Raw genomic sequence first — 23,750 nt, 5'->3', positions numbered from 1 at the left:
CTTTCCTTTGATCACGGGACGCCGAGCAACCGGCCGACGGCCGCGAACCAGTCTAGGTGCGCCCGGGCCCGGGCCTCCCTCATGCCACCCACGCGGGTGTCGTGGACGCGGTCGAGCGCACCCTCCGACCGCTCACGCGCAGCACATGCCGGCCTCGTCGTCGTCGTTCCTGGTGTCGTCGCCCACCACCGGCGAGGTCCCGAACGTCTCCGAGTCGGCGAGGACGGTGTAGACCTCCCACCGCTCACCCCCGGGGCCGGTGACCCAGACCTTGTCCTGGGTGGCGAAGCAGCAGGTGGTGCCGATCTCCTCGTCGGTGAACAGGCCGGCGTCGGTCAGTCGCGCGATCTCACCGTGGACCTGCTCGCTGGACTCGACCTCGACGCCCAGGTGGTTGAGCGAGCCCCCCTGGCCCGGGTTCTCGAGCAGGACCAGCTTGAGGGGCGGCTGCTCCACCACGAAGTTGGCGTAACCGGGCTTGCGCTTGGCGGGTTCGACGCCGAAGAGCGTCGAGTAGAACCGGACGGCCTCGTCGACGTCGTCGACGTTGAGGGCGAGTTGTACACGGGACATGGTCGGAACCCCTACCTCTGAGATGAATATCGAATTTGTGCACCGCCCAGGAAACCAGCCTTTTCGATGTTCGTCAAGAAGCCTGGCTATACTCACGGGCATGCCCAAGGCCCTGCCCCTCCTCGACGTCAGCTCGCCGGTCTGCTGCGCGCCCGTGTCGGCGGGGCCGATCGGCCACGAGGACGCCGTGGAGATCGCGCTGCGACTCAAGGCCCTCGCCGACCCGGTCCGTATCCGGCTCCTCTCTCTCCTGCTCACCAGTGACGACGGCGAAGTCCGCACGGGAGACCTGGCCGCGGCCACCGGCGTCGCCGAGTCCACCACGTCCCATCACCTGGGCCGGCTCCGCGAGGCCGGGATGATCGAGTCGGAGCGGCGCGGGATGAGCGTGTTCCACCGTGCCCGCGGATCGGCGATCGACGCCCTGCGCGCCGCGCTCGACCCGAACTGCTGCACCTAGCCGGGCCGGACCGCCCCGTCCACCAGGTGCACGCGGGCATCACATCGCGCCGCCACCGCGTGGTCGTGCGTGACGAGCATCAGCGCCACGTTGAACTCCCGCGCCGTGCCCAGGAGCAGGTCCACCACGACGGCGCCCGATTCCGAGTCCAGGGCACTGGTCGGCTCGTCCGCCAAAAGCACCGACGGGCCGTTGACCAGCGCTCGTGCGACGGCCACCCGTTGGCGCTGACCTCCCGACAGTGCTCCCACCGGACGGCCGGCCATCGGACCGAGGCCCACCCTGTCGAGCAACGCGTCGGCACGCTCACGCACCTCGGCGCGGCGGGCCCGCGACGGCCGCCCGCCGAGCCACGCCATGGCCTCGAGTTGCTCGCGCGCGGTGAGGGACTCGACCAGGTTGGACTGTTGGAAGACGATGCCGATCTCCGTCCGGCGCAGCTCGGCCGCCCGTCGAGCGCTCGCCGCCGCCAGGTCCACCTCGCCGTCGCGGGTCGCCAGCCACACGTGGCCCGAATCCGGCGGGGTGAGCGTGGCCGCGGCGGCCAGCAGACTGGACTTGCCCGAGCCGGAGGGTCCGGTCACCGCGAGACTGCGGCCGCGGTCGATCCCGCACGAGACGTGGTCCACGGCGGTGAGCCGGCCGTCGCCGTCGGGGTAGGTCAGGACGACGTCCTCCATCCGCAACCCCGCGGTCGCGGTGGCATCGGGGTCAGCGGCGCAGCGAACAGTGGCATGGGACATGGGGTTCTCCTGGAGAGGTAGAGGGTGTGACGACGAGGTCGCGCCGTCGCGGATGGGGCTCCGGCTCACCGGAGCGCACCGAGTGCGGTGGCGGGGTCCGCGGAGACGACGGGGCGCAGAGAGACGGCGGCTCCGGCCAGCCCGAGGACCGCCAGGAGCACGGCGGGGTACACGGTGGTGGCGGGCGAGACGACGTAGGGCACCGCCCCGCCCGCGACCATTCCGAACAGCGCGGCGATCCCCACGCCGCCTGAAACGCCCACCGCCAGGACGATGGCCGCCTGACCGACGGAGTCGCGCACCACCGCTGCGGTGGACGAACCCAGGGCCTTGAGCACCGCGACGTCGCGGCGGCGCTGCATCCCCCAGACGGCGAAGAACGCACCAACGACCAGTGCGGTGACCGCCAGCAGCATGTACGTCATGGTGTTCAGCGAGGTGTTCTCGGCGCGGTGTGAGGGCAACGAGGACACCAGGCCCTCGGGGTCGACCGCCGCCAGACCGGGCTGGGTCACCGAGCCCTCGGACGAGACGGCGACGGCGGTGGCCGCCCCACCGCGAGGAGCGAGCTCGGCCCACGTGGCCAGGTCGGTGACGACGACGGGGGTGTGCGAATGCCACAGGTCGCCGACCCCTCCGGTGACGCGTAGCGCACTGCCCTCGATCCTGAGCTCGGTCGCGCCGGCGCCCACCTCGTCGTCGACACCTGTAGAGGTCAGCACCTCCCCCGATGCCGGCGGGGCCACCGATCCCACGGGGCCGCCGAGACCCACGGCGACGGCCGAGGCGCCGGTCTCGGTCCCGTCGTCCACGCGGATGCGGGCGACGCCGAGGGGGACGGCCGAGGGGTCGGCGGCGGTCACCCGGCCCACCTGCTCGCCGGTGAGGGCGGCGCGATCGAGGTCGACGGCCCCGTCCTCGTCGGCGGGCAGGACGAAGGTCGCGTCCCCGCTACCCAGGGCCCGCAGCGCGGACACACTCTGGTGCGCCAGGCCCGCGGTGAGCCCGAGCAGGCCGGCGACCAGCACGGACAGCAGCAGGACGACGCCCGTGATGAGCGCGAAGCGGCCCCGCGCGGTGCGCAGGTCGCGGAGTGCGAAGAACATGGGGTTTCCTCTCGTGGTGGTATGCGTCCAGGTTCGTCGCCGGCCGGGTCCTACGAATCCCCCGAGCGGATGGTCCCGGGAACCAGGAAGATGGAGCGCCGCATCCATCCTTCGATGGATGCCCGGGGCGACCGCGGCGGCTAGCGTCGACCGGGTGACCGGCCCTTCCCGCCCCCGAGCGAGCACAGAGCTGCCTCCCGAATCGGCCGCGGTGCGCGCGGTCTTCACCCAGCTGCAGGTGGCCCTGCACACCCTCGTGGCGGCGCTGCTCGCGTTCACGCTGGTCAGCGCACATCGGGACACGGCCGGCGAACCGGACCTCGTGGCTGTGGTGGCCGCGGTCGGTTTCACCGTCGTGTACCTGGCGGGGACTGTGTGGGACCGCCTGCACGGGACCGGCCGGACCGCGCGGCTGTGGTGGCTCGCCGCGGTGCTGGCGCTGTGGTCGGTCCTGGTGGTCAGGGTGCCGGAGGCCGCCTACCTGGCGTTCCCGTTGTTCTTCCTGGCCCAGTTCCTTCTGGCCGTGTGGGCCGGGGTCGCGGCGGTCGCGGCGCTCGCCACCGTGGCTGTGGTGGCTCTGGGGATGCACGGCGGGTTTACTCCCGCCGGGGTCGTGGGCCCCGCGGTGGGGGCGCTCGTGGCGGTGGGACTGGCCACCGGTGTCCGGGCGCTCGACCGGGAGTCCCGGGCACGGCGCGAGGTGATCGCCGAGCTGGTCAGGACCCGCTCCGAGCTGGCTCGACACCAGCGCGAGGTGGGCCGCGAGTCCGAGCGGGCCCGCCTGGCCGGCGAGATCCACGACACCGTCGCCCAGGGGCTCGCGAGCATCGGGATGCTGCTGCACGCCGTCGAGCGCGCCGATCCCTCGCACCCGGCCGTCGACCAGACCCGCCTCGCGCGAGAGGTGGCCGGCGTGAACCTCACCGAGACCCGCCGTCTCATCGCCGCGCTACGGCCCGCTCCACTCGACGGCGTGTCGCTCGCGGGCGCATTGGGCCGCGTGGCGGAGCGGACACGCGCAGAGCATCCTGGGATCGAGGTGACCGCCGACTGTTCCCTCGAGTCCGACCCTCCCGCCGAGGTCGCGGCCGTGCTCGTCCGCGTGGCGCAGGAGGCGTTGGCCAACGCGGTCGCACACGCCTCACCCTCGAGGGTGGAGGTGGAGCTGACCGGTTCCTCCACCGCGGTCGCGCTCGAGGTACGCGATGACGGTCGGGGTTTCGACGTCGCCGCGCCGCGGCCCACCGCATCGTTCGGTCTGGACGGGATGGCGCGTCGGGTGGCGGGGCTGGGAGGAGAGTTCGACGTGAGCTCCGGGACCGGAACGGGGACCACGATCCGCGCCGTGCTGCCGACGGCGGTGGGAGGCTCGGGGATATGACGACGACGAGCGTGCGCGTTCTGATCGCGGACGATCACGCGGTGGTCCGGACAGGCCTTCGCGCGTTGGTCGCGTCGGACCCCGCCATCGAGGTGGTGGCCGACGTCCCCACCGCTGACGGTGCTGTCGAGCGGGCGCGGATCGGCGACGTGGACGTGGTGCTCATGGACCTGCGCTTCGCGGGTGACGCCTCCGCGGGGGTCAGGGCGACCCAGCGACTTCGCGCCCTCGAGTCGCCGCCGCAGGTCCTGGTGCTGACCAGTCACGACACCGATGCGGACATCATCGGCGCGATCGAGGCGGGGGCCTGCGGCTACCTCCTCAAGGACGCCGGCCCCGACGAGCTGCTGGCCGCCGTCCGCGCCGCCGCGGCCGGGGAGAGCGCGCTCTCCCCCACTGTCGCCGCCACGCTGATGAACCGGCTGCGCGCCCCTCGGCCGGTGTTGACCGATCGCGAGGTGGACGTGCTGCGAGCGGTGGCGACGGGCGAGACCAATCGGCAGGTCGCGATGTCCCTGCACGTGTCCGAGGCGACGGTCAAGACGCACCTCGTGCACGTGTTCGACAAACTCGGTGTGACGTCCCGGACGGCCGCGGTGGCCAGGGCCCGCGAGCTCGGGGTGGTGTAGCCGATCAGCACCGCCCACCCTGGATCGAAGGAAGCCGTAGAGCAAGCGCATCCGCTACTCCAGAGAGTGTCCCGACGCCCTCGTCGAATGACGCTGATTCGACCGCGATGGCCACGGCCAACTCCCCTTCTGCGGCCGGCACTATCCCGAACTGTCGCACGAGATAACCGCCACTCTCACCGGGGCCCCAGCCACCTTTGAAGCGAGCCCCCGGTATGCGGCCGAGTCCCCAGCTCTGATCGGGTGACACCTGGCCCATCAGATCGAGAACTCGGTTCGACGATCCGATGCACGGTAGGAGACTGCCGAACCGCGCTTGATCTACGAGCGGCCACTGGGTCTGACCAAAAATCGAGTACTCCGCACGGGTGCGGGCTGTCGGCACCTGCGTGGTGCTGTCACCCCCATCCGCGAGTACTGCACTGATCCCGGACGCCGAGGCTGCTCCCCCGCCGAGAGAGTCCCACAATCTCTCGGCTGCGGCGTTGTCGGAAGCAGTGATCGCGGTGGTCGCCGCTTCGAGCGAGGACGGGGAAGCACGCGCCGCCGCGACGGCCAGGGGAACCTTGATGGTCGACCAGGCGACACCCGACCGCACGTCTCCCGCCGACAGCACATCCGACCCGCCACCGACCGCCGTGACGGCGATACCGACCGGTCTCGAGGTACCACCGATCACGCCGTCGAGATCCGCCCAACCGGCCGTCGGGTCGGCGGCCGGTGAGACCGTGCCCGGAGCGGTGTCCGACCTTCCGACTCCGCCTTGCTCAATTGGACCCGGCGTGACCGTGGTGACTGTGGAAGTGACGTAGACGGTCTGCGGGGATCCGCCCTCCATGGTGAGCGCGCTGCACCCGGTCGCGACCACTACGAGCGCACAGGCGGCCGAGGCCGCTGACCATCGTCTACCTACCGATCCCATCAGTAGATGTATACGACAGCATTGTTGCCACCGGTGCAGGTCACGACGGGACCACCCGAGCAGGACATCGTGTATGTCGTGCCCGTCACCGGGCTGTAGGCGTCGATGGTCATCGGGCCCCCGTTGCCTCCGGATGCGAGGTAAGTGGAACGGACTGACACTGCGAACTCGCACGAGGTGACTGATGAGCCCACCGCGGAATGCGAGAGCGGGCCCCCGCCGACGTTCGAGCACATGAACGAGCCGGACGGTGCAGCAGGCTGCGCCGGTTGGACCTGAGGCCGGTCCGGTTCCACGACACTCGGGGCCGTCGCGGTGGCGGACACCGTCGACGTCACGGGTGCAGCGGTCGTACCGGTGAATCGCGGGATCATCAGGAACGCCACCACTGCGATGAGACCCACGATCAGCACGGCCATCAGTGTGATCATCACGGCCGTTGCCGGGGACATCGACTGCTTCTGGGTGGTCGCCCCCGGGCTCGCCTGAGAGATCTGTCCGAACTCCGACGTGGGGTAATCACTCCACTGAGAAGGAGGGTTCTGGCCCATGTCGCGCCTCCCGGCTACCCGAACACGCTCGCGACCAACCTGCCGCTGAGAATGAGAATAAGTGACGCTCCGTGATAAGAGTCGCGAATCAAGGTCCTGAACGCCACGTCATCGACCTGAGGGGGAGCCAGGTCGACTCATCATTTCGACGGTCGATCCTCAACGCCTTGTCACTGCGGAACGGGGCATCGACTTCTAAGCTCGTCACATGCGGAGACTCCCCTGGATCATCGGCGCTGCGGTCGTCGTCGTCATCATCGCGTTGATCGCGGCGCCCTACCTCTACAAGGCTGTACGCGGTGGCGACGACGCACCGGCCCCGACCGTCTCCGTCGACGGAGCCGAGGTGGCGACCGGGGACCTGGAGGGATCGTGGGTGGTGGTCCCGGGGACCGCGCCCAACGAGACGACTGCCGGGTACACGGTCAACGAGATCCTGCGGGGGGAACCGGTCACCGTCGTGGGGAGCACTGACCAGGTGAGCGGGCGGGCGGTCGTGTCCGGGACCACCCTCGAGTCCGCATCGTTCGACGTCCAGGTGGCGGGAATCCAGACGGACATCGACCAGCGCGACGCACAGGCCCGCTCGCCCCAGATCCTCGACTCCGCGTCCCACCCCTCGGCGACACTCACTGTGGCCGAACCTGTGGATCTGGCTGCGGTGCCGTCGGACGGCACAACGGTGTCGATCCCGATGGTGGTCGAGCTGACCATCAAGGGCACGACCGTGCGTGAGGAAACCGAGGTGACCGTCCTACGGTCGGGCGACGACCTGATCGCCTCCGGCGCCGTCCCCCTCACCTGGGCCGAGGTGGGGGTCGAGCCTCCGAGCCTCGGTTTTGTCGCCGTGGAGCCGTCCGGAACGATCGACTTCCTGGTGAGCCTGGCCAGGCAGTAGCCGCGCCTCGGCTTGAAGGGGTTCAATCTCCCTTCGGAGGCCTATCTCCATACGCACGACGTAGGCCATGAACGCCACAGGGATGACGGCGCTCCACGCCCAGGCAGACTCTGCGGCACGAGCGAACACCACCGTGGACACCATTCCGTACGCGGCGATGAGGCCACGGATCGACGCGATGCACATCGTGATGGTCCGCTCACTCCACGTGGTTCGCCAGAGCAGCACGGACCCCGAGAGCTCGGCCACCAGGAAGAGCATCAGGCTCAGGGTGAGCAGCATGAAGTGGGCGGGAAGTTCCTCTGGACGGAGGCCGCCCTCGATCGGGAACACACCCCTCCACGCTCCGACCGAGACACCCACCGCCCCCAGGAGTAGCAGCACGACCGTAGAGATGACACGGGACGGCGACAGCGGGTCCCACCTCTGCGGCCTGCGGGCCCGTCCCGGTCGTGGTGTGCTCACTCGTCGCCCTGCCTCGTCTTTGATCGCTCGTCGGTCGTCTCCAGGTCCTTCTGATCGATTCGACGGTTCGTGGAGCCTGATCGGTTCCATCAGTTCGGGCCGGGTGCACCTGCCGGTGCCCGGCGGCCGACCGCAACGACTGTTCAGCTCGTCGCCACCCATCGGACACGGACCCGGCACCCGACCCTCCTACGGTCACCTGGTCAGTCACTGAATCATTGCCCAGGAAAGGCCCCCGATGCGCTCACGAACCATCAGCTCAGGCGTCCTCACGGTCGCCCTCGCCGCCGGCGCGGCGATCGGCGTTCCCGCCGCCGCACCCGCCGCGCCCGCCACCACCGTGGTGATCAACGAGGTCGAGTCCAACGGCGACCCCGTGGGCGACTGGGTGGAGTTGGCCAACCTCGACACCGAGCAGGATGTGGACATCTCGGGGTGGACGCTGATCGACGACGACCCGACGCACGATCCGATCGTCATCCCCGAGGGGACCACCATCGAGTCCGGCGGATACTGGTCCGTCTACACCGACGTGGACCCGGATTACTTCGGGCTCGGCGGCAACGATTCGGTGATCCTCCGGGACGCGAGCGGCGCGATCGTCGACTCCACCACCTGGTCGGGTCACTCCCCCACCACATGGGGCCGCATCCCCGACAAGACCGGCGAGTTCGCCGTGACAGGTGAATCCACCCGAAACGGGCGTAACGTCGCGGCCATCGGGGAGGACCCGGTCGAGACGTCAGCCTGGCCCTTCGACCCGTTGACGATCACCCCCGTCGCGCTCGGCGGCGACTTCGCCGAGGACGACGACATGTCGGGCGTCGACATCGCGGCCGACGGCACCGCCTACGTGGTCAACAACGGCACCGGCACGCTCTACGTCCTGGCCTACGACCTCGCCTCCGGCACATACTCGGTCGCCCGGACCTTCGTCCTGAAGTACCCCGACGGCTCGGGCCGACCCGACTCCGAGGGCGTCACCGTGGGACCGGACGGCGCGATCTACGTGGCCACCGAGCGCAACAACGACGCCAGTAGCACCAGCCGACCGTCGGTCCTGCGCTTCGTCCTGCCGACCGACCGCGACTCCGGCACGCTCAGCGCGACCGACGAGTACTCGCTGGCCGCCCTCACCGGGCCGGTCGGCGCGAATGCCGGGCTCGAGGCGATCGAATACCTCCCCGAGGTGTTCGGCGGAGCCTTCGCCGTGGGCGTGGAGGGCACCGGGAAGGTCCACTTCGTGCAGTTGGGCGCCGGAGGTGCGGTGACAGAGATGCAGGAGTACACCTCACCGTTCACGGGCGTGATGGCGCTCGACTACGACGAGGTGGACGGAATCCTGCGGGTGCTGTGTGACGAGGTGTGCGAGGGACGCTCGCTCGAGATGACCTTCAACGGGACCGGGTTCGTCACCGACGGCACCCTCCACGCCCGGCCGGCCGGCATGCCCAACCTCGCCAACGAGGGTTTCGCCTCCCACCGCGAGACCGTCGAGTGCACGCTGGGGGGCGCCACCGGCACCTCCGAGCGGGTCCGCTTCCTGTGGGCCGACGACGGCGCCACCGAGGGGGCCGGTCTGCGGACGGCTGCGACGGATGCCGGCGAGTGCTCCGTGGAGGACGGGGACCCGGTGTCGGGCTCGCTTTCCGGGTCGATCGCCGACATCGGGTTCGAGGCCGGATCCCTCGCGGCACTCCTGCCATTTCTGCCCGCGGACGCGCTGGGCTGAGCGCACCAGGCTCAAGTCACATTTTCGCCCTGAGTCGGGAATACTCAACTACGGCGGCGAGTTGAACCGTGTGCGATCCCGGAGACGCCGGGCGCACCCCGACCAGTCCTGAAGGAGACCATCATGGCCACCACCACCCGTTTCGATCCGTTCCGTGAGCTCGATCGCCTCCTGGGCGAGGGACTGCGCAGCGCGACCGCCTCCACCTCACTGCCGATGGACCTGTACAAGGAGGGCGATCGCTTCGTGGGCCTCATCGACCTGCCGGGCGTGGATCCCTCCAGCATCGACATCGACGTGGAGGACCGCACCCTCACCGTCCGTGCCGAGCGCCGCGCGCCAGCGGAGGGCGATGCGCAGTGGCTCATGCATGAGCGCCAGTCGGGCACCTTCGCCCGGCAGCTCGCCCTCGGCAAGGGCCTCGCGACCGACAAGATCGAGGCCGACTACAGCGACGGCGTGCTGCGCCTGGTGATCCCCGTGGCCGAGGAGGCCCAGCCGCGCAAGATCACCGTCTCCCACGGAGCCCAGAAGGCGGAGCAGGCCGAGATCGTCGAAGGCTCCGCCGACCTCGGAAGCTGACCGCGGCTCCTGAACCGCCTCACCACCGCCCGGCCCCTCACCGGGCCGGGCGGTGGTCCCCCATTTCGGCTCGTGAGCACAGCGCCGGCACCCACCCGCCAGCCTGGCGCCTCATGTCGCACCGGGCTCACCCACCACCACCAGTACATCGGTTGCCCGTGACAGCCCCACGTACACCCTCTCGCGGACCCGGTCCATGCCGTCGTGGTGGTTGCACACCAGCACCACGGCGCGGCGCTCCAGGCCTTTGAACCCGAGCACGTGGCCGTAGAAGATGTCCTCGCCACTCCAGAACGTCTCCCAGTAGGTGTCATTCCCGCCTTCCTGTAACTCGACCTGCATGGGGTGCCGCGATCCGGTGGTCAGCAACGCGACGTCCCGCGGCTCCCAGCCCTCGTCGAGCAGCCGCATCGCCTCGTCGTCGCCGGTCGCCACGGGGTCCGCACCCTCCGGCACCTAGACGTAGCGGACCGCGTGCCCCGGGCCGCCGCGCAGCTCCATCCGCTGCCCCACCAGGGGCAGGTAGGCCCTGGCGATCTGGCGCGTGTTGCGCAGATTGTGATCGAGCACCAGCGGCACCAGGTCGACGGGCGGCCGACCAGTCCGCCGGAACATGCTCTGCCCGTCGTCGCCGACGATCATCAGACGGCCGAGCTCACGATCGCGCAGCACACCGATGACCGGACGCCACCAGCTGTCGGCGAAGTCCTGGGCCTCGTCGACGATCACGGCGTCGAACCTCCTGCCGTCGGGCAGGTCGTCGGCCAGCTCCGCCATGAGGCGAGGGAGCTCCTCCTCCCACCAACGGACCGTCGCCTCGGACCGGACCCGCTCGTCGGGCCCGGCGGGTGCGCCCCACTCGACGCCCAGCGCGTGGAACTCCCGCACGTACGCGGGCTGCTCGCGCCTCTTCCATCCGCTCGTGACGCGTCTGAGGTATCCCGCGAGGCCGTGCGAGTAGCAGATCAACGCGACGCGCTGCCCGGCCCTCGACAGACGCCGCGCCTGCTCCAGTGCGAGGTAGGTCTTGCCGCTACCCGCGCCACCACGAATCTCCACGCGTGGCAGTGCGTCAACTGCCCGGCGCAGAACCGATTGCTCGCGGGTGAGCGCATCGGCGATGTCGGCGTTCTCCGCGGCGCGGGTCACCACGTCGCGCTGCGGGAGCCCCCGTCCACCGAGGACCTCTGCCAGTCGGTTGACGGTGTCGACGGACAGGAACGGCCGATCCTGCGGGCCGGAAATCTGCGCCAACAGGCACGCGCGATGGGCGAGCTGATCGAGCTGGCCCCTGTGCACGATGCGGTCGCGTCGGATAGTCGGCATCGCGAAGTCGTCGGGGATCGAGGCGTGCGGGAAGACCAGCATGTGGGTCCACCGCTGGTATCTGGCGGGCCATCGCGGGTCGTTACCGACGTAGCACCGCCACGAGGATGTCGACCTCGTGCTCCTTCTCCGCGGTGGAGACACGCTGGCCCACCACGATCAGGCTGTCCTCGGAGAGTTGATCGGCGAGCAGCTCCACGACCCTCTCCTCGGAGGGGTGGCCGTAGACGGGGGTGTCGGGAATGACGCGGGGCATCTACCAGGAGTACCCGCCCACACCCGCGGGCCGGGTCGAATCACCGGGTCCGGCCGACCCCACAACACAGTGAGACTTTCACGACACTATGTCAGCATGATACTGACACAGTGTTAGCATCTTCTCCGTTCCCGATGTCGATGCCGGAAGGCCTCCATGTTTCTCGCCTGGCGCGAACTGATCTACGCGCGATCCCGATTCACCCTGATGGGGTCCGTCGTGGCCCTGATCAGCGTCCTCATGGTTCTCCTCGCCGGGCTGTCCTCGGGACTGGTCAACGACGGCGTCTCCGGCTTGCAGCGCATGCCCGTCCAGGCCGTCGCGTTCGCTCCCGAGACCCGCACCGACTCGGCGTTCACCCGGTCAGTTGTCGGGCCCGACCAGGTCGAGGCCTGGGCCGCACGACCCGACGTGTCAATGGCCACACCGATGGGTCTGTCGATCATCAACGCCAGGACCTCCGCCGGGACCCCGGTGGACCTCACCCTCATCGGCGCCGACCCGCAAGGTCCGCTCGTCCCCGAGGTGGCCGAGGGCCGTGCGCCCGCGTCCGACGGGGAGATCCTCATCAGTGCTACCGCAGCCGACGACGTCGACCTGGGCGACACGGTGACGGTCGACCGACTGGGGATCCCCCTCGAGGTCGTCGGCATCGCGGCCGACCAGCACACCTTCGGCCACGTCGACATGGCCTTCACCACCCTGCCCACCTGGCAGGACGTCCACGCCGGTACACGCCTCGGCGAGGAGCCACGCGCCGGCGCCCGCGAGGAGTACAGCGTGGTGGCCATCACCGGGGTCGACGGCGAGCTACCCGACCTGTCCACCGGCGATATCGCGGCCGACACCTCGGCGCGCACCCTTGAGGAGGCGTTCGATTCCTCGCCCGGTTACCAGGCCGAGATGATGACGATGTCGATGATCACCTGGTTCCTGTACGCCATCTCGGCGTTGGTCGTCGGGGCGTTCTTCGCCATCCTCACCGTCCAACGCTCTCGCGAGATCGCGGTCCTGCGGGCCATGGGCGCCTCGACCGTGCGACTCCTGGTCGACGCGGTCGGGCAGGCGTTCATCCTTCTGGTGGGGTCCATCGCGGTCGGTGTGGCCATCGGCGTGGGAGTGGGGTCTTTCCTGGTGGGGACCGGCATGCCGTTCGCCCTCGAGACCGGACCCATCACACTCGGCGCCGTCCTCCTCCTGGCACTGGGGCTGGCCGGTGCCACCCTCGCCACCATCCGCATCACCGCCGTCGACCCGCACAGCGCACTGGGAGAGAACCGATGACCATCACACGCACCGGCGACGCCACCACCCCGGGTCTTCGCCTGAGCGGTGTCGAGTTGACCTTCCGGGACGGCGACCACACCCTCTACGCGCTGTCCGGGATCGACGTAGAGGTGGCCCGTGGCGAGGTGCTGGCCGTGGTCGGCCCCTCCGGAGCCGGCAAGTCGAGCCTCCTGGCCGTGGCCGGGGGGCTCCTGTCCCCGACCTCCGGCACCGTCGAGGTGGGAGGCCGCGACCTCACCGGTCTCGGCCGCCTGGACCTCACCCGGTTCCGGCGCGACCACGTCGGGTTCGTGTTCCAGTCCGGCAACCTGATGCCCGCTCTCACCGCCCGCGACCAACTCCGGCTCGTGGGAGCACTCGGCGGAGACCGGTCCCGGCTCCGCGATCCCGACCACCTGCTCGAGGCCGTCGGCCTGCCCCACCGCGCGCGCCGCCGCCCGGCCACCATGTCCGGCGGCGAGCGCCAGCGGGTGGGCATCGCCCGCGCCCTGATGTCCTCGCCCGAGCTGCTGCTGGTGGACGAACCCACCGCCGCGCTGGACCGAAGGAACAGCCACGACGTGGTGCGCCTGCTCGCCGAGGAGACCCACCGGAACGGCGTCGCGACGGTTCTGGTCACGCACGACCACGAGATCCTCGAACACTGCGACCGGGTCCTCGAGATGGTCGACGGGCGGCTGCACGCGCACGTATGACCGCACGTCCACGTATGATCGGGCCTCCGCCGAGAAGGTGACGGGAGACCGACATTCCACGTATCGACGCCCCCACCGTGGGCGAACACCGGGACGCCAAGCGTCGGGCCCTGCTCGACGCGGCCCGGTCGATGCTCTCCGAGGCCCCCGGTACGCCGCCCGACATCAACGAGCTGACCGCCCGGGCGGGGATGACGCGGTCGAACTTCTACACCTACTTCTCCTCGCGCGCGGAGGTGGTCGTCGCGGTGGCGGAGGACCTCATGCCACGGTGGATCGACACCGTCACGGGGGCCGTGCGTGACGCAGGCGGCGGGCGCCGGGGGGTCGTGGCCTACGTGCACACGACCCTGGATCTGGTCGCCGCTGGCGACCACGCGATCCTCACCGCGCTGGCCGCGCAACTCCCCGACGGCCCGGCACGGGACCGGCTGACCCGGATGCACACCGAGATGACCACCCCGCTTCGTGACTCGCTCGCCGAGTCGTCCCCCTCCGATCCGCGGTTGACGACCGAGCTGGTCATGGCCGTGACGTTCAAGGCCTCCGAACTCATCGAGGGCGGGCGGCCCCTGGACGAGGTGCTCACCGCGGTGGACGCCCTCATCGATCCGCCGGGTTGACCGGTGAGACGGCACGGCGACGGGGTAGCGACCCACGAGTCTCGCGTCACCCCGGCCCGATCGCCCACCCCGTCGTCATCTGCCCGGCGAACACCGGCAGCCGCGCGAGGATGCGGTTCTGCTCGGCCCGCGGCCGGAAACCCACATCCAGGTAGCCCGGTGCCTCCGCCGGCCGGTCGCGCACGAGCGATCGGAACGCCGGCACGAGATCCTGCTCGATGTACTCCCAGCGGGGCTCCCTGTCGGCCCAGTTGAACGCGGGCAGCGGGGTCTGCATCACCGTGGGCTGGCCATTGACATCCGCGCGCACCGACAGCGGGCGGAACTCGCCCAGGGTGGAGGCGCCGGGGATATCGGGGGCACCGCCCACCGTGGTGAGGTAGGTGAGCACCCGACCGACGTCCCCACGGCCGGCCGACGTCGCGTCCCACTGGTCGGCGATGATCTGGTTCTGCTCCCGCGACGCCATCCGCAGCAGCCCCTCAGACCTACCGTCCGGTGAGCCCTCGTCGAGCCTCCGCCAGGCCTCGAGCGCGTAGTCGTCATACGCCCCGCCCGCCGCGAGTTCCCTGACCGCCGGCAACCCCCCTGCCAGGTAGGCCTCGTGAATCGGGACCATGTCCATGAAGATGTTGCGCTGCATGATCAGCAACCGGTGCAGATACCAGTCCACGTCCGGTCGCGTGAGCGTCGGGCCCGCGGTGGCCAGTAGTCGCACGTCGCGCGGCATCCCGGCCGCCAGCTCCCACGGCACTCCTCTCAACGCGTCACCGACCCCGACCCCGACCTCGTGCACCCCGGGCACGCTGAGCACGCCCCCCACCTCGTCGAGGTCCCAGAACCCCGCGGCGAACGACATCCCGGCCAACCCGGCCATCCCGGTCCACCAGAACCCGTCGTGGGAGTTGTACAACCGCAGGTAGTTCACGTACACCTTGTCGACCGTCTCCAGGTTCGCCTCCAGCCCCCGGGCCGGCTCCCACTCGGCGAGGTCGATCCCCGCGTTCTCCGCACCGACGACCAGCCAGTACTGACGAGCCAGGGTCCCGTATCGCTCCGGCGCCACGCCTGCTGCCCGCACGACGTCGAGCGCCGCTGCCAACTGCTCGCGATCGGTGGTCATGGCGGTGGAGAAGCCTCCCGCCGACTCGCCGTGCGGGTTGTCGGCCGCGACGTCCAGGTAGACGGCATAGGGTTGCGCGCTGACGTGAGCCGGCAGGTGGACGACCGCCAGGACAGCCACGAGGAATGCGGCGATGACCTCGCCGAAGACGCGCTGGGATCGAGTCGTCACTGGTCCCCCGAACCGCTGGATGTGATTCAGGTCACTCTAAGCCAGTGCGGCCCCGCCCGCGACCGGACACGCGGAGCCGCCCACCCCGATGAGGCGGTTCGGGGTGACAGGGGCAACAATGAACCCCGTACATCGTCGATCAGTTTTTCAGGTGACAAGGAAGTCCACGTGAGCACCTCCATCGATCAGGCCCCGGCCCGGAGCGCAACCCGAGATCTCGCCCAGATCGCGGTGTTCGCCGCCCTCATCGTCGTCCTCGGTCTCCCCGGTCAGATCAGCATCGGCTCCGCGGGGGTGCCGATCACGCTGCAGACGCTCGGCGTCATGCTCGCCGGCGCGCTGCTGGGCTGGCGCAAGGGTCTGCTGTCAGTGCTCGCGGTGATCGTGATCGGTCTCGCGCTGCCCGTCCTCGCCGGCGGTCGTTCCACACTCACCGCGCTGGCCAGTCCCACCGCCGGCTTCCTCATCGGCTGGCTCCCGGCCGTCGTCGTGATCGGCCTGCTCACCGCGATGCTGATGCCGCGGTACCGGCTGATCCCCGGTCTGCTCATCAACATCCTCGGCGGCATCGTGGTCATCTACGCCTTCGGCGTGGTGGGCATGCTGCTCCGCACCGAGCTGACGCTGACGGCCGCGATCGCGGCGAACGGGGTCTTCGTTCCCGGAGACCTCGTCAAGGCGGTCATCACGGCCGTCGTCGCCGTCCAGGTCCACAAGGCGCGGCCCGGTCTGATCGCCCCGCTGCGTGGGCAGCGTTCGACCCCCGCGTGACCGACCCCCGCGCGGCCGACGACCGCGGCACCGAGATCCGGTTCGAGGGCGTCAACCACGCCTACGGAGACCGGACCGTCCTCGCCGACATCGATCTGGTGCTGTCCGAGAGGCGAATAGGTATCGTCGGCGTCAACGGCGGTGGCAAGTCGACGCTCGCGCGGATGATCAACGGTCTGGTCGTCCCCACCTCGGGCACGGTGACCGTCGACGGCCTCGACACCCGCCGCAAGGGCGCCCGGGTCCGCCGCCGGGTGGGCTTCTGCTTCACCGATCCGGACACCCAGATCGTCATGCCCACCGTCGCGGAGGACGTGGATTTCTCCCTGCGCCGTTCGGGCCTGAACCGCGAGGACCGACGACGACGGGTTGACCAGGTGCTCGCCACCTACAACCTGTCCGGTCACGCCGATCACCCCTGCCACCTCCTGTCCGGCGGGCAGAAGCAACTGCTCGCCCTGGCGGCGGTGCTGGTGATCGAGCCGTCGGTGATAGTGGCCGACGAACCCACCACCCTGCTCGACCTGCGCAACCGCGCGCTCGTGGCCGAGACCTTCGCCGGACTCCCCCAGCAGCTCGTGGTGGTGACCCACGACCTGGACCTGGTGGCCGACTTCGACCGCGTGCTGGTGGTGGACGGAGGCCGGGTGGTGATCGATGACGTCCCCGCGGCCGCGCTGGCGGGGTACCGCCGGATCGCGCTGCGTTCGGGCTCGGGTCCCGGCTCGGGCTCGGATACCGGTTCGAGCCCGGATACCGGTTCGGCGTCGGGGGTCTAGGTGTTCGCCACCTACCAACCCGGGGATTCGCTGCTCCACCGCCTGCCCGCGGGCCTGAAGATCCTCCTGGTCTGCGCGCTGATCCTCGCGGTGTCGCTGTCGGTGCGGGAAGCCTGGCACGTGCTGCCCGCGCTGGGGTTCGCCGCGGTGCTCTACACCGTAGGCCGGATCCGCCCACGCGCCGCCTGGGACCAGGTGCGGCCGGTGCTGCCGATGTTGCTCGCGATCCTGGTGTTGCAGTGGATCGTCGCCGACCTCGACACCGCACTGCGGGTGAGCGGAGCGCTTCTCGTGGCGGTGGCGGTGGCGGGCCTCGTCGCGCTGACCACCAAGGTCTCGGACATGCTCGACGCGGTCACCCGGGCCGCCCAGCCGCTGCGCCGCGTCGGGGTCTCGCCGGATCGGGTCGCGCTCGTGCTGGTCCTGACGATCCGAGCGATCCCCCTGCTCGCCCGGCAGTTGCGGCAGGTGACCGAGGCCCGCAAGGCACGCGGCCTGGGCATGTCGATCAGGGCGCTGGTCGTCCCCACCGTGCTCGGGGCGCTCACCACGGCCGACCAGCTCGGCGACGCCTTGGCGGCCCGCGGCGTCGACGATTGAGCCGCCCTCCTCGCGTGTGGTCGCGAATGCGCCGACCGTGACCCCGCGGTGGGAGACCCGCCACTGCGTATCGTTGAGGTCATGCCCCGCACCCATCGGAGAACCGCCCGCGGCACCTCCGTCCACGTTCCCGCCGACCGCCGCCCGGAGCCCTCCGCCGAGGTGGCCGTGCGCTCGTCTCCCGTCGCGGGTCTCCTCGGATCGGTCTTCGGGGTCGCGGCGGCGGTGACGCGCCTGGCACGCCCCAAGGCCCTGCACCCCAAGGGCATCGTCGCCACAGCGACCCTGAGCGTGACCGGGGTCGGCCGCACCGGTTCACCGCTCCTGGACATCACGGGCAGGTGGCCGGCGACGATCCGTTTCTCGCGCGCCGTGGGTCTGCCGGACGTCGTCCCCGACATCGGCGGGATGGCCATCCGCATCCACGCCGACCGCCCCGTGGACATCCTGCTGGCGAGCACGGGCCTGGGTCCGATCAGCCGCTACGTACTGACCACCGGATGGCGCACGACCGGCCGCACCATGACCTCGATGTTCCCCGTCAGGGTCGCCGGGCGGCAGCTACTGTTGGCCGCCATCCCGACAGGCGACGGCGGCACGTGGACCCTCCACCACGCCACTCCGCTGGGCAGATGGGAGACCCTCGGGCGTGTGACGGTGGACACCTGGGAGGACGACGACGAGAACCTGCACTTCGATCCCGTCGGGAACCGCCTGCCCGGATCGCGGTATCCGCGTCTGCTCGGCGCGTTGCGGGATCCGTCGTACCCGGCACCCGACGAGGGCGGGGAGACGACGTGATCCGGTCGACCGCTCAGGATTCGGCCGAACCCCGGCGCCAGTAGCCCATGAACGACACGGCCCCCTTGGGTATCGCGGCGCCGTCCACGGCGAGCCGTCGCATCGCGCGGACCAGACCCGCCTCCCCGGCCAGGAACACATACGGATCCCCGGCGGAGACGGTGGTGGCCGTCTGCCATTCCCGCTCGGCGGGACGGCGTCCGTCGAGGACCGACTCGACGCACCCCTGACCCACGCCCAGCAGACCGCCGAGGTGATGGACGAGCGCGTGTCCCCGCTCACCGGACCGCGCCAGCAGGGTGACGGACTCCGGCGCCTCGGTCGACAGCGCGAGCACGTCGGCCGGTGTCGGCAACTCCAGGACGATCCGGACCTCTCTCCTCCCCCGCGGCTCCGCGGCGAGCTCCCCGGCGATCGACAGCAGGGCCGGCGCCGCGGTCTCGTCACCCGCGCACACCACCCGGCCGGCGGCTCCCGGTGCCCACGCCGCCCACGGGGCGTGACCCCGCCCGGGGCCGGCGAGGTGCACGGTGTCCCCGGGACGGACCGACCGCGCCCATCCCGAACCCGGTCCCTCGTCCGCACCGGGATGGACCACCACGTCCACGGTCAGCGCGGGGACCCGCTCGCCGTCGAGCTCCATCGAGTCGGCCCGCCGCACGGTGTAGGTCCGCATCCACCCCCGGTCCTCCTCGGGCAGGGTCAACCACTCCCGGATGGCGAGCGGGTCGGGGACGATCCCCCGCCCGCCCGGCGGGGGGACGAACACCTTGATGTACGCGTCACGCACCGTCCCCGGGTCCACCACGTCACGTGACCACCTCGAGAGATCCGGGCCGGCCAACACCAGGCGCAGGTAGGACTCCCCCAGTGCACGGACCCGGACCACCCGGGTCCGCGCGACGAGGATCGGGGCCTCTACGGCGATAGCGGTCATACTGTCCCCTTCGTTCGTCCCCGCGGCAACACCACGGGATGGCCGGTGAGCGGGTCGCTGATGATGTCGGCCTCCAGGTCGAACACCCGGCGCAGCGTCTCGGGGTTGATCACCTGATCGGGCGGCCCCGCGGCCACCACCCCACCCTCGGCCACGGCCACCAGGTGGTCGGCCACGCGCGCGGCCAGGGTGAGCTCGTGGAGGACGGCCACCACCGTCCGGCGACCCGCCCCGGGGCCGTCCGGATCCGGGTCGTGGCCGGCCGGCAGCGGCAGATCGCGGACCAGGTCAAGCACGTCCAGCTGGTGGGCCAGGTCGAGGAACGAGCACGGCTCGTCGAGCAGGAGCGTGGGGGTCGCCTGGGCCAACACCAACGCCACCCACACCCGCTGGCGCTGGCCGCCGGAGAGTTCCTCGACCCGGCGATGGGCGAAGCCCGCGGTGCCGGTGAGGTCCAGCGCCTCGGCGACCGCGCCGTCGTCGCCGTCTCCCGACCCCCACCACCGCCGGTGCGGGTGGCGGCCGCGGGCCACCAACTCCGCCACGGTGAGGCCCTCGGGCACCAGCGGCGACTGCGGGAGGAACGCCACCGATCTGGCGTGCTCGCGCGACCTGACGGTGGCCAGGTCCCGCCCGGCCACCTCGATCGATCCGGAGAGCGGGGTGAGTTGGCGACCCAGGGCCCGCAGGATGGTGGACTTGCCGCAGCCGTTGGCGCCGATCAGCACCGTGGTGCGGCCGCTGGGGATGTCCAGATCGAGATCCCGGATCACGGGGTCGGCCCCGTAACCCAGGGTCAGCCCACGCAGGCGGAAGGCGGGCGCGGAACCGGGCGGTGACTCCATTGGCAACGCGGTGGCGACGGGGGTGGTGATACTCATCAGGCGACCTTTCGGGAGCGCAGGAGGATCCAGAGCATGGCGGGGGCACCGAGCGCGCCGGTCACCACACCGGTGGGCAGGTCCACGGTGCTGAGGGCCTCGGAGGCCACGATGTCGGCCACCACCACGATCACCGCGCCGGTGAGTGCGGCGGCGACGATCCTGGGGCGTCCACGGCCGAGTGCGGTGGCGATCGGCGTGGCGAGCAGGGCCACAAAGGCGAGGGGACCGGCCACCGCGGTCGCGGCGGCGGCGAGCACGGTGCCCACCCCGAGCGCGGCAGCGCGCGTGGGGACGGGCCGGGAACCCAACCCCACCGCGAGTTCGGGCCCCAGCTCCGCGGGCCGGAGGGCGGAGTGCAACCAGATGGCCAGGGGCAGCAGGAGCGCCAGGGTGGCCCCGAGCCACACGATTCGCTGGACCGAGGCACCGGAGAGCGAGCCGACGGTCCAGACCGCGGCCTCCTGCGCTCCCGCCAGTGGGAGTCGCGCGATGAGCTGGGTCACCACGGCGGTGCCCAGTGCGGCCACGGCCACGCCGCCGAGCAGGAATCGCTGGCCCACGATCCCGGTGTGGCGTCCCGCGGAGGCGCTCAGGACGAGGGCCAGCGCCACCGCGGACCCGAGGAGCGCCGCGGGGATGATCGCCACCCCGCGCAGCCCCCAGAACGCCATACCGGCGACGGCCCCCGCGGACGCCCCGTGGGAGATGCCCAGGATGTCGGGGCTGGCGAGCGGGTTGCCCAGGACCCGACGGAACAGGGCTCCGGAGGCGCCGAACGCCAGCCCCGCCAGCGCGCCGAGCACCGCGCGGGGAAGCTTGTCCTCCATCACCACGAAGGTCGCGCCGGGGATGGTCGCCCCTCCGAGGATGGCGAGGAAGTCGGGGATGGTCACCGTGTACCGACCCAGGAGGACGCGGACGGCCATTGCCGCCAGGAGGGCGACGACGAGTGCGAGTACCAGGAGCAGGGCGCGCCTCCGGCGTCCGGCGGAGAGCGTCCGGACGAGCTCCTCCGTCTCCACACGGTCGGCGGGCCGGTCGAGGACTGCGGTGCTCACGAGGCACCCACCCCCCGGTTCATCCGCAGCATGGCGATCAGGAACGGCACGCCCATCGCCACCGTCATCACACCGACGGCGATCTCACCCGGCGGGGCGAGGACACGCCCCACGGTGTCGGCGAGGAGCAGGACGACGGGGCCCACGATCATGGACAACCCCAGGACCACCCTGCTGCCGACCCCGACGAGCCGGCGCAGCAGATGGGGGACGAGGAGCCCGAGGAACGCGATCGGACCGGCCAGCGCGGTGGCGACCCCGGACAGGATCACCACTCCCCCCAGGACGACCGCCCGTCCGGCCACCGGCCCGACCCCGAGCCCCCGTGCCAGGTCGTCGCCCAGCGCGAGTGCGTCGAGTGACGCGGCTCCGGCGAGGACGAGGGCGAGTCCCAGGAGGATGAACGGCAACGCGGCGGTGATCTCCGGGGCCCCGGAGCGCGCCACTGATCCCAGTCCCCAGAAACGGAACCGGTCGAGCACGCCGGGGAGCGCGATGACCAGCGACGAGGTCGCCGCGGTGCAGCCGGCCGTCACCGCGGCTCCCGCGAGCACAAGTCCGGTGCCGGAGTCGGCGCCGAGGCGCCCGGCCCCCACGACCACCATGCCGGCGGCGAGCGACCCGACGACGGCGAAGACGGCGACCGCGGTCGGGCCCGCCGTGGGCGCCAGCGCCAACCCCAGCACCACGCCGAGGGCGGCACCTGCGGTCAGCCCGAGCAACCCCGGGTCACCGAGCGGGTTCCGGGTGGCACCCTGCAGCCCGGCGCCGGCCACGGCCAGTGCGGCACCCACGACGATCGCGGTGATCGTGCGGGGGACGCGAGCGGTCACCACCGCCTCGTCCATCCCCGCGCCGGACCCCGGGGCCAGGGCCGCCGCGAGGTCTCCGGACATCAACTGGGACGGAAGTCCGGTCAGGACCGAGACGACGACGGCGGGGTCGACCGACCGGGATCCGAGGAAAAGGGACGCGGCCACCGACACGACGAGCAGCACCGAGGAGGTCACGGTGCCCAGCACCACGCGGCGACGCCCCGGTACGGAAGTCCGCACCGGGGCGGCCGGCGGTCCCGCGGTGGCGGGATCGATCCGGCTCGTCGCGGTCACCTGCATCGGTCAGTTCTGCTCCGCGGCGGCGATGATGTCCGGGACCACGTTGTCGAGCGCCCAGGGCAGACTGAGCGGCGACGCCGCCGAGATCGACAGCACCTGCTGCTCGTCGGTCTGCACCACCATCCGGCCCGCCTCGACCGCGGGGATCCGACCCAGCAACGGGTCCGCTTCGATCGCGGCGCGCACGTCGGGCGACGCCGCGTAGGTGACCAGGATGTCCGAGACGAGCTCGTCGGCCCGTTCGGGCGACCAGGTCACGGCGAACTGGTCCGCGGCACCGGTCGAGGCCTCGGAGACGACAGGAGCCTGCACCATGCCCAACTGTTCGAGGAAGCGCGGTCGGTTGTCCACGTCGGTGAAGGCGTAGATCTTCTCGGCCGCGTCGGGGTCCACCGTCCCGTAGATGAAGGTCGTCCCCCGGACGCCCGGGTGATCGTCGGCGACCTGAGCGATCCGGTCCTCCACCTCGTCGATGAGCTCCTCCGCCCGCTCCGAGCGGCCGAGAGCCTCGCCGATGAGGCGGGTCGACTCCTGCCAGGGCGTGCCGAAGGCCACGTCGCCCTCGGGCATCGCGATGGTGGGGGCGATCTTGGACAGGGTCTCGTACTCCTCGGCGGTCATCCCGGAGTAGGCACCCAGGATGACGTCGGGCTGGAGCGCGGCGATGGCCTCGGTGTTGATGCCGTCCGTCTCCGAGTAAAGCTCGGGCATCTCGCCGCCGACCGACTCCAGCTCGGCGTCGAACCAGTCGGTGGATCCACCGGCGTTGCCGCCGAACGAGTTCCTCGGCATGCCGACCGGCACCACCCCGAGCGCCAGCGAGACATCCGCGTTGACCCAGGAGATCGTGGCCACCCGCTGGGGCGGCTCGGTGATCTCCGTCTGCCCGTACGCGTGGGTGATCGTGCGGGGGAAGTCCCCGTCGCGCTCGACGTCGGTCGCCGCGGCCGAGTCCTGCGATCCATCCACCGAGCCCGTCGTGCACCCGGCCAACACCGCCAGTGTCGCGAGGAGCGCTGCCAGGATCAGCACGAGCCGTGCACGATCAGGGGCGTCGACCGGACGGACACGGGATCGGACGGCGAGTGAACTCATGGGGTCTCCGAGTGGGATCAAAGCCGATTAGGCTTGGCTTACCTTATCGGGGCAACAGTAGAGCGACGATACGCCGAAACGCAAGGCCGTACTCCCACATTCCCACTTCGCTTGGGCCGCAACGTGATTCATATCACCCTAGTGTTGATTAGGCTAGCCTACCCTCATAGCGTTCGCCGGTACCCAC

General features: G+C 70.8%; 22 protein-coding genes and 1 pseudogene. 13 read left to right on the top strand and 10 right to left on the bottom strand.

The window, feature by feature from the left end:
* Positions 1-132: 132 nt before the first annotated feature.
* Complete coding sequence (locus ABIE38_RS03225) at positions 133-573, bottom strand: ArsI/CadI family heavy metal resistance metalloenzyme (RefSeq protein WP_354053980.1); 441 nt, start codon at positions 571-573, stop codon at positions 133-135.
* A gap of 100 nt (positions 574-673) precedes the next feature.
* On the opposite strand from ABIE38_RS03225, the gene ABIE38_RS03220 reads away from it, so the two are divergent.
* The gene (locus tag ABIE38_RS03220) at positions 674-1,033 is read left to right on the top strand and encodes an Rv2640c family ArsR-like transcriptional regulator (RefSeq protein WP_017836078.1); all 360 of its coding nucleotides are present in this window, start codon (positions 674-676) and stop codon (positions 1,031-1,033) included.
* Here ABIE38_RS03220 and ABIE38_RS03215 read toward each other — a convergent pair.
* Together ABIE38_RS03215 and ABIE38_RS03210 are read right to left on the bottom strand one after the other, a co-directional pair.
* Positions 1,030-1,776 (bottom strand): ABC transporter ATP-binding protein, encoded by a 747-nt coding sequence (locus tag ABIE38_RS03215; RefSeq protein ID WP_354053979.1) that lies wholly within the window; start codon positions 1,774-1,776, stop codon positions 1,030-1,032. The genes ABIE38_RS03220 and ABIE38_RS03215 overlap by 4 nt on opposite strands.
* A gap of 65 nt (positions 1,777-1,841) precedes the next feature.
* Positions 1,842-2,882, bottom strand: a complete 1,041-nt coding sequence (locus tag ABIE38_RS03210) for an FtsX-like permease family protein (RefSeq protein WP_354053978.1) — start codon at positions 2,880-2,882, stop codon at positions 1,842-1,844.
* A 154-nt stretch (positions 2,883-3,036) separates the two neighbouring features.
* Here ABIE38_RS03210 and ABIE38_RS03205 point away from each other — a divergent pair, with 154 nt between their 5' ends.
* The 5 genes from ABIE38_RS03205 (at position 3,037) to ABIE38_RS03185 (ending at position 10,042) form a co-directional block, all read left to right on the top strand.
* The gene (locus tag ABIE38_RS03205) at positions 3,037-4,263 is read left to right on the top strand and encodes a sensor histidine kinase (RefSeq protein WP_354053977.1); all 1,227 of its coding nucleotides are present in this window, start codon (positions 3,037-3,039) and stop codon (positions 4,261-4,263) included.
* The gene (locus ABIE38_RS03200) at positions 4,260-4,892 is read left to right on the top strand and encodes a response regulator (protein WP_354053976.1); all 633 of its coding nucleotides are present in this window, start codon (positions 4,260-4,262) and stop codon (positions 4,890-4,892) included. Before ABIE38_RS03205 ends, ABIE38_RS03200 begins: the two co-directional genes overlap by 4 nt.
* Positions 4,893-6,573: 1,681 nt before the next feature.
* Entirely contained in the window at positions 6,574-7,263 is a 690-nt protein-coding gene (locus ABIE38_RS03195; RefSeq protein ID WP_354053975.1) for a YceI family protein, read from the top strand.
* A 703-nt stretch (positions 7,264-7,966) separates the two neighbouring features.
* On the top strand, positions 7,967-9,460 hold the full coding sequence (locus ABIE38_RS03190; protein WP_354053974.1) for a lamin tail domain-containing protein: 1,494 nt from the start codon (positions 7,967-7,969) through the stop codon (positions 9,458-9,460).
* A 123-nt stretch (positions 9,461-9,583) separates the two neighbouring features.
* A complete protein-coding gene (locus tag ABIE38_RS03185) occupies positions 9,584-10,042 on the top strand; it encodes an Hsp20/alpha crystallin family protein (RefSeq protein WP_354053973.1) in 459 nt (152 codons plus the stop codon).
* A 111-nt stretch (positions 10,043-10,153) separates the two neighbouring features.
* On the opposite strand, the pseudogene ABIE38_RS03180 reads toward ABIE38_RS03185, so the two are convergent.
* Positions 10,154-11,624 (bottom strand): annotated as a pseudogene (locus tag ABIE38_RS03180) (AAA family ATPase).
* 156 nt (positions 11,625-11,780) lie between these two features.
* Here ABIE38_RS03180 and ABIE38_RS03175 point away from each other — a divergent pair.
* From ABIE38_RS03175 to ABIE38_RS03165, 3 genes are all read left to right on the top strand, one after another.
* Positions 11,781-12,908 (top strand): ABC transporter permease, encoded by a 1,128-nt coding sequence (locus ABIE38_RS03175; RefSeq protein WP_354053972.1) that lies wholly within the window; start codon positions 11,781-11,783, stop codon positions 12,906-12,908.
* Positions 12,905-13,606 carry an ABC transporter ATP-binding protein gene (locus ABIE38_RS03170; RefSeq protein WP_354053971.1) on the top strand — a complete coding sequence of 234 codons (702 nt, stop codon included), beginning with the start codon at positions 12,905-12,907 and terminating at the stop codon, positions 13,604-13,606. Before ABIE38_RS03175 ends, ABIE38_RS03170 begins: the two co-directional genes overlap by 4 nt.
* 77 nt (positions 13,607-13,683) lie before the next feature.
* On the top strand, positions 13,684-14,229 hold the full coding sequence (locus ABIE38_RS03165) for a TetR/AcrR family transcriptional regulator (protein ID WP_354053970.1): 546 nt from the start codon (positions 13,684-13,686) through the stop codon (positions 14,227-14,229).
* A 46-nt stretch (positions 14,230-14,275) separates the two neighbouring features.
* Here ABIE38_RS03165 and ABIE38_RS03160 read toward each other — a convergent pair whose 3' ends face one another.
* Positions 14,276-15,523 carry a hypothetical protein gene (locus ABIE38_RS03160; protein ID WP_354053969.1) on the bottom strand — a complete coding sequence of 416 codons (1,248 nt, stop codon included), beginning with the start codon at positions 15,521-15,523 and terminating at the stop codon, positions 14,276-14,278.
* 168 nt (positions 15,524-15,691) lie between these two features.
* On the opposite strand from ABIE38_RS03160, the gene ABIE38_RS03155 reads away from it, so the two are divergent.
* From ABIE38_RS03155 to ABIE38_RS03140, 4 genes are all read left to right on the top strand, one after another.
* Positions 15,692-16,294, top strand: a complete 603-nt coding sequence (locus ABIE38_RS03155) for a biotin transporter BioY (RefSeq protein ID WP_354053968.1) — start codon at positions 15,692-15,694, stop codon at positions 16,292-16,294.
* The gene (locus tag ABIE38_RS03150; RefSeq protein ID WP_354053967.1) at positions 16,291-17,073 is read left to right on the top strand and encodes an energy-coupling factor ABC transporter ATP-binding protein; all 783 of its coding nucleotides are present in this window, start codon (positions 16,291-16,293) and stop codon (positions 17,071-17,073) included. Before ABIE38_RS03155 ends, ABIE38_RS03150 begins: the two co-directional genes overlap by 4 nt.
* Positions 17,074-17,673 carry an energy-coupling factor transporter transmembrane component T family protein gene (locus tag ABIE38_RS03145; RefSeq protein ID WP_354053966.1) on the top strand — a complete coding sequence of 200 codons (600 nt, stop codon included), beginning with the start codon at positions 17,074-17,076 and terminating at the stop codon, positions 17,671-17,673. It begins immediately after the preceding gene.
* 81 nt (positions 17,674-17,754) lie between these two features.
* Positions 17,755-18,474 (top strand): catalase family protein, encoded by a 720-nt coding sequence (locus tag ABIE38_RS03140; RefSeq protein WP_354053965.1) that lies wholly within the window; start codon positions 17,755-17,757, stop codon positions 18,472-18,474.
* Positions 18,475-18,487: 13 nt separating this feature from the next.
* Here ABIE38_RS03140 and ABIE38_RS03135 read toward each other — a convergent pair whose 3' ends face one another.
* The 5 genes from ABIE38_RS03135 to ABIE38_RS03115 are packed head-to-tail and all read right to left on the bottom strand — an operon-like array spanning position 18,488 to position 23,563.
* A complete protein-coding gene (locus ABIE38_RS03135; protein WP_354053964.1) occupies positions 18,488-19,411 on the bottom strand; it encodes a siderophore-interacting protein in 924 nt (307 codons plus the stop codon).
* Entirely contained in the window at positions 19,408-20,292 is an 885-nt protein-coding gene (locus tag ABIE38_RS03130) for an ABC transporter ATP-binding protein (protein WP_354053963.1), read from the bottom strand. Before ABIE38_RS03130 ends, ABIE38_RS03135 begins: the two co-directional genes overlap by 4 nt.
* Positions 20,292-21,353 (bottom strand): FecCD family ABC transporter permease, encoded by a 1,062-nt coding sequence (locus tag ABIE38_RS03125; protein ID WP_354053962.1) that lies wholly within the window; start codon positions 21,351-21,353, stop codon positions 20,292-20,294. The genes ABIE38_RS03130 and ABIE38_RS03125 overlap by 1 nt, the downstream gene beginning before the upstream one ends.
* Positions 21,350-22,468 carry a FecCD family ABC transporter permease gene (locus ABIE38_RS03120; RefSeq protein ID WP_354053961.1) on the bottom strand — a complete coding sequence of 373 codons (1,119 nt, stop codon included), beginning with the start codon at positions 22,466-22,468 and terminating at the stop codon, positions 21,350-21,352. The genes ABIE38_RS03125 and ABIE38_RS03120 overlap by 4 nt, the downstream gene beginning before the upstream one ends.
* A gap of 3 nt (positions 22,469-22,471) precedes the next feature.
* Positions 22,472-23,563, bottom strand: coding sequence for an iron-siderophore ABC transporter substrate-binding protein (locus tag ABIE38_RS03115; protein ID WP_354053960.1), 1,092 nt, complete (start codon positions 23,561-23,563; stop codon positions 22,472-22,474).
* Positions 23,564-23,750 lie beyond the last annotated feature (187 nt).

Origin of the sequence: Dietzia sp. 2505 (assembly GCF_040546785.1) — a bacterium.
In the GTDB taxonomy this organism is placed as follows: domain Bacteria; phylum Actinomycetota; class Actinomycetes; order Mycobacteriales; family Mycobacteriaceae; genus Dietzia.
This window is presented reverse-complemented; position numbering and strand designations above follow the sequence as displayed.

Excerpts from the sequence above, each read along its gene's own strand:
- ABIE38_RS03200 (WP_354053976.1), top strand. The coding sequence starts at position 4,260 with ATGACGACGACGAGCGTGCGCGTTCTGATCGCGGACGATCACGCGGTG.
- ABIE38_RS03175 (WP_354053972.1), top strand. The coding sequence starts at position 11,781 with ATGTTTCTCGCCTGGCGCGAACTGATCTACGCGCGATCCCGATTCACC.
- ABIE38_RS03225 (WP_354053980.1), bottom strand. The coding sequence starts at position 573 with ATGTCCCGTGTACAACTCGCCCTCAACGTCGACGACGTCGACGAGGCC.
- ABIE38_RS03120 (WP_354053961.1), bottom strand. The coding sequence starts at position 22,468 with ATGCAGGTGACCGCGACGAGCCGGATCGATCCCGCCACCGCGGGACCG.
- ABIE38_RS03115 (WP_354053960.1), bottom strand. The coding sequence starts at position 23,563 with ATGAGTTCACTCGCCGTCCGATCCCGTGTCCGTCCGGTCGACGCCCCT.
- ABIE38_RS03140 (WP_354053965.1), top strand. The coding sequence starts at position 17,755 with ATGCCCCGCACCCATCGGAGAACCGCCCGCGGCACCTCCGTCCACGTT.
- ABIE38_RS03220 (WP_017836078.1), top strand. The coding sequence starts at position 674 with ATGCCCAAGGCCCTGCCCCTCCTCGACGTCAGCTCGCCGGTCTGCTGC.
- ABIE38_RS03190 (WP_354053974.1), top strand. The coding sequence starts at position 7,967 with ATGCGCTCACGAACCATCAGCTCAGGCGTCCTCACGGTCGCCCTCGCC.
- ABIE38_RS03195 (WP_354053975.1), top strand. The coding sequence starts at position 6,574 with ATGCGGAGACTCCCCTGGATCATCGGCGCTGCGGTCGTCGTCGTCATC.
- ABIE38_RS03215 (WP_354053979.1), bottom strand. The coding sequence starts at position 1,776 with ATGTCCCATGCCACTGTTCGCTGCGCCGCTGACCCCGATGCCACCGCG.
- ABIE38_RS03135 (WP_354053964.1), bottom strand. The coding sequence starts at position 19,411 with ATGACCGCTATCGCCGTAGAGGCCCCGATCCTCGTCGCGCGGACCCGG.
- ABIE38_RS03170 (WP_354053971.1), top strand. The coding sequence starts at position 12,905 with ATGACCATCACACGCACCGGCGACGCCACCACCCCGGGTCTTCGCCTG.
- ABIE38_RS03185 (WP_354053973.1), top strand. The coding sequence starts at position 9,584 with ATGGCCACCACCACCCGTTTCGATCCGTTCCGTGAGCTCGATCGCCTC.
- ABIE38_RS03210 (WP_354053978.1), bottom strand. The coding sequence starts at position 2,882 with ATGTTCTTCGCACTCCGCGACCTGCGCACCGCGCGGGGCCGCTTCGCG.
- ABIE38_RS03130 (WP_354053963.1), bottom strand. The coding sequence starts at position 20,292 with ATGAGTATCACCACCCCCGTCGCCACCGCGTTGCCAATGGAGTCACCG.